At 66.7% G+C, this 4,841-nt stretch carries 4 protein-coding genes; 2 read left to right on the top strand and 2 right to left on the bottom strand.

Going from position 1 to position 4,841, the window contains the following annotated elements; genetic code table 11:
• Positions 1–802 (top strand): argininosuccinate synthase (locus tag ENN83_RS13975; protein WP_287187918.1); only part of this gene is annotated, 802 nt, incomplete at its 5' end.
• A 243-nt stretch (positions 803–1,045) separates the two neighbouring features.
• Entirely contained in the window at positions 1,046–1,702 is a 657-nt protein-coding gene (gene msrA, locus ENN83_RS13970) for a peptide-methionine (S)-S-oxide reductase MsrA (RefSeq protein WP_414707671.1), read from the top strand.
• On the opposite strand, the gene ENN83_RS13965 is transcribed toward msrA, so the two are convergent.
• On the bottom strand, positions 1,699–2,562 hold the full coding sequence (locus tag ENN83_RS13965) for a ribokinase (protein ID WP_287187916.1): 864 nt from the start codon (positions 2,560–2,562) through the stop codon (positions 1,699–1,701). The genes msrA and ENN83_RS13965 overlap by 4 nt on opposite strands.
• Positions 2,562–4,820 (bottom strand): NADP-dependent malic enzyme, encoded by a 2,259-nt coding sequence (locus ENN83_RS13960; protein WP_287187915.1) that lies wholly within the window; start codon positions 4,818–4,820, stop codon positions 2,562–2,564. Before ENN83_RS13960 ends, ENN83_RS13965 begins: the two co-directional genes overlap by 1 nt.
• Positions 4,821–4,841: the final 21 nt, after the last annotated feature.

The following is a 4,841-nucleotide window of genomic DNA, read 5'->3' as shown; positions in this document are numbered from 1 at the left end:
CAAGGTGATCGCGCCCTGGCGGGAATGGGACCTGACCAGCCGCACGAAACTGATCGACTTCGCCGAGAAGAACCAGATTCCGATCGCCAGGGACAAGCGCGGCGAGGCGCCGTTCTCGGTCGACGCGAACCTGTTGCACACCTCCTCCGAGGGCAAGGTGCTTGAGGATCCGGCCGTCGAGGCGCCCGACTACGTCTATCAGCGCACCGTCGATCCGGAAAAGGCACCCGATACGCCGGAATATGTCGAGCTGAGCTTCGAGCGCGGCGATGCGGTGGCAATCAACGGCGAGGCGCTGTCGCCCGCCGCCCTGCTGACCCGGCTGAACGAGATCGGTGGACGGCATGGTGTCGGCCGACTGGATCTGGTCGAGGGCCGCTTCGTCGGGATGAAGTCGCGCGGCATCTACGAAACCCCCGGTGGCACGATCCTGCTGGAAGCGCACCGGGGGATCGAGCAGATCACGCTGGACCGCGGCGCGGCGCATCTGAAGGACGAGCTGATGCCGCGCTATGCGGAACTCATCTACAACGGGTTCTGGTTCAGTCCCGAGCGCGAGATGCTGCAGGCGCTTATCGACAAGTCGCAGGAGCATGTCACCGGCACCGTGCGGCTGAAGCTCTACAAGGGCTCGGTGCGGACTGTGGGCCGCTGGTCGGAGCATTCGCTGTATTCGGAAAGCCATGTCACCTTCGAGGACGACGCGGGCGCCTATGACCAGAAGGACGCACAGGGCTTCATCAAGCTGAACGCGCTGCGGCTGCGGCTGATCGCGATGCGCAAGCGGCGGCTGGGCGGCTAGGGCGAGGCGGCGGGCGAAAGCCCGCGGATCGAGTGCGCGAAGGGTTTCGGCTTGCTGCGCAAGCCGACCCGCCGGGGGCGCTGCCCCCGGACCCCCGGGATATTTTCGGCCAGAAGAAGGAGGGGGGCGGAGTGCGCCCGGGTCATCCGTGCCCTCCGCACGCATGGTCACGGGCTTGTGGCTTCCGGGATGGCCTGAACCGGGCTTATCCTTTTGCCTGGAAGGAGTCCGGGAAAGATGCGCATGCGTGACATTCTCAAGCCGCTGGTGCTGGCGGCAGCAATCGTTCTGGGCCTGACCGTCAGGCATCCGGGGGCGGAGGCGGGCGAGATGCAGACCGCGATCGTGGCGGGGGGTTGTTTCTGGTGCGTCGAGGCGGATTTCGAACGGGTCGCGGGGGTGGCGGAGGTCGTGTCGGGCTATACCGGCGGGACGGTGGCGAACCCGACCTATCGGCAGGTCACCGCGGGCGGCACCGGGCATTACGAGGCGGTCCGCATCGTCTATGACCCGCAGGTGATCGGCTATGAGCAGATCCTGTCGCTGTTCTTCCGCTCGGTCGATCCGACCGATGCGGGGGGCCAGTTCTGTGATCGGGGCGAGAGCTATCGGACGGCGGTTTTCGTCTCCGACCCGGTGGAAAGGCGGGTTGCCGAGGCTGCCAAGGCCGAGGCGCAGGCTGCATTGGGGCAAGCGGTGGTGACGCCGATCCTGGAAGCCGCGCCCTTCTATCCGGCCGAGGAGTATCATCAGGATTATTACCGCAAGCGGGACATCGTGATCACCCGCTTCGGCCCGAAATCCAAGGCCGAGGCCTACAAGCTCTATCGCGAGGCCTGCGGGCGCGACGCGCGGGTTCGCGCGCTTTGGGGCGATGCCGCGCCCTTTGCCGGATCCTAGGCGCGGGCGAGGAAGGCCTCGACCTCTGCGCGTGGTGGCATGGCGTCGGCGGTGCCCGGGCGGGTGACCTGGATTGCGGCGGCGGCGCTGGCATAGCGCAGCGCCTCAGGGCGGGGCAGACCGCGATCCAGCGCCGCGACGAGCGAACCGATGAAACAGTCGCCCGCCCCCGTGGTATCGACCGGGGTCACCGGGAAAGCGGGCATCGAGAGTGTCTGGCCGTGGAACCGCCAGACCGCGCCGCGTGGGCCATCGGTGACGATGATCTCTGACCCGTCGATCCTCCGGCCCGGTGCGGCGCGCATCTGGGCGTCCTCGACCGCGTTGAGCACCAGAAGCGACAGATGCGGCAGGACAGCGCCCAGCGCCGCCAGATCGAAGGGCGCAGCGGAATAGACCACGCGCAACCCTGAAGCCGTGGCCAGAGCGGCCGCCTCGGCCTGGTGCGAGGTTTCGTTCTGGAGGAGAAGCGTGTCGCCCCGCCCCGCCCCCGCCAGCGCGTCGGCGATCCGGCCAGTATCCTGCCGCATGTTCGCACCGGGCAGGATCACGATGGCATTCTCGCCATCGGGTGCGACATTGATGATCGCATGGCCCGTTGGCGCGTCGCAGATCGCGATGTGATCGGTCTCGACCCCGAAGCGCGCCAGCCGCTGCACCGCCCAGTCGCCATCCGCGCCGACCGCGCCGATATGGACCACCCGCGCGCCCGCAAGGGCCGCCGCGACCGACTGGTTCGCGCCCTTACCGCCCAGCCCGCGCGTCAGGCCGTTGGCGGCAAGGGTTTCGCCCGGCGCGGGCAGATGCGGGACCGTGTAGACATGGTCCGCATTGATCGAGCCCAGGCAGTAGACCGTCATCAGCCGACCTCGCAGGCGGCCAGAAGCGCCATGTTCAGGATGTCGTTCACCGTCGAGACGGTGCCGCAGATCTGGATCGGCTTGTCGACGCCCGCAAGGATCGGCCCGATCACCGTGGCCCCCGCCATCTCCTGCATCAGCTTGACCGAGATCGAGGCCGAGTGGCGGGCCGGCATCACGAGGATGTTGGCCGGCCCCGTCAGTCGGCAGAACGGATATCGGGCCATTGCCACCGGGTTCAGGGCGACATCGACGGTCATTTCGCCATCATACTCGAAATCGACGCCGCGCCGGTCCAGCACCTGGGGCGCCATGTGCATCTTGGTCGCGCGCTCGGACACCGGATAGCCGAAGGTCGAGAACGACAGGAAGGCGACACGGGGCTCCAGACCCAGGCTGCGCGCAACGCCCGCCGCCCGCTCGGCGATTTTGGCCAGATCCTCGGGCTCGGGCCATTCATGCACCAGCGTGTCGGCGATGAAGACGATCTTGCCCTTGTTCAGCAGCGCGGTCACGCCGACCGCCCCGTCCTGTGCCCTTGCGTCGAAGACGTGGTTGATGAGTTCCAGCACATGGGCCGATTTCCGTGTTGCGCCCGTCACCAGCGCGTCGCCATGGCCATGCGCCAGCATCAGCGCCGAGAACACATGCCGGTCGCGCGTCGCCAGCCGGTGGATATCGTGGGTGTCGAAGCCCTTGCGCTGCAGCCGCTGGTAAAGGAAGGCGCGATAGGACTCGAGGTGGCGCGTATTGGCGGCATTGACCACCTCGAGCTCGCGACAGGCGTCGCCCAGCCCGGCCTGTTCCAGCTTTTCCTTGACGTCATGTTCGCGGCCCACGACCAGCGCCTTGCCATAGCCCGACCGTTGATAGGCGACCGCGGCGCGCAGCACGCGCTCATCGTCGCCCTCGGCAAAGATCATCCGGGCCTGCGCCGCCTTGGCCCGCGCGGCGATCCCCGACAGGACCGACGCGGTCGGGTCCATCCGCGCCTTGAGGTTGTGGCGGTAGGCGTCCATGTCGACGATCGGGCGCCGCGCCGCGCCCGTGTCCATGCCCGCGCGGGCGACGGCGGGCGGGATCGTGTAGATCAGCCGCGGATCGAACGGCGTCGGGATGATATAGTCGCGCCCGAAGCTCAGCTTCTTGCCATAGGCCATGGCGACCTCGTCGGGCACGTCCTCGCGGGCAAGCTCGGCAAGCGCCTCGGCGCAGGCGATCTTCATCTCGTCATTGATGGCGCGGGCATGGATGTCCAGCGCGCCGCGGAAGAGATAGGGAAAGCCCAGGACGTTGTTCACCTGGTTGGGGTAGTCGGACCGCCCGGTGGCCACGATCGCATCGGGCCGGATCGCACGCGCCTCTTCGGGCGTGATCTCGGGATCGGGGTTGGCCATGGCGAAGATGACGGGGTTGTCCGCCATCGAGATCAGCATTTCGGGCGTCACCGCACCCTTGACGCTGACGCCAAGGAAGACGTCGGCGCCCACCATCGCCTGTTCCAGCGTGCGGGCGTCCGTGTTCGCCGCATGGGCCGATTTCCACTGGTTCATGCCCTCGGTGCGGCCCTGCCAGATCACGCCCTTGGTATCGCAGGCGATGCAGTTGTCATGCTTCGCCCCCATCGCCTTGATCAGTTCCAGGCAAGCGATGCCCGCGGCCCCCGCCCCGTTCAGGACGATCCGGCAGTCCTCGATCTTCTTGCCGGTCAGGTGCAGCGCGTTGATCAGCCCCGCCGCACAGATCACCGCCGTTCCGTGCTGGTCGTCGTGGAAAACGGGAATGTCTATCTCTTCCTTGAGCCGCTGCTCGATGATGAAACATTCCGGTGCCTTGATATCCTCGAGATTGATGCCCCCGAAGGTCGGCGCCATCAACTTGATGGCGCGGATGAGCTCATCGGGATCCTCGCTGTCGAGTTCGATGTCGATGGCGTTCACGTCGGCGAACCGCTTGAACAGCACCGACTTGCCCTCCATCACCGGCTTGGCGGCCAGCGCGCCCAGATTGCCCATGCCAAGGATCGCCGTGCCGTTCGAGATCACCGCCACCATGTTGCCCTTGGTGGTGTAGTCATAGGCGGTTCCGGGTGCGTCCGCGATCGTCTGCACGGGCACCGCGACGCCGGGAGAATAGGCCAGGCTCAGATCCCGCTGCGTGGTCATGGGCTTGGTGGCCACGATCTCGTATTTCCCCGGAACGGGCTCGATATGGTAGCTCAGCGCCTCTTCGGGGGTGACGCGGTTGTTGTTGCTCAAAGGGCAGTTCCTTCACGACTT

Source organism: Rhodovulum sp. (assembly GCF_011048875.1).
Lineage (GTDB): Bacteria > Pseudomonadota > Alphaproteobacteria > Rhodobacterales > Rhodobacteraceae > Rhodovulum > Rhodovulum tesquicola.
This window is presented reverse-complemented; position numbering and strand designations above follow the sequence as displayed.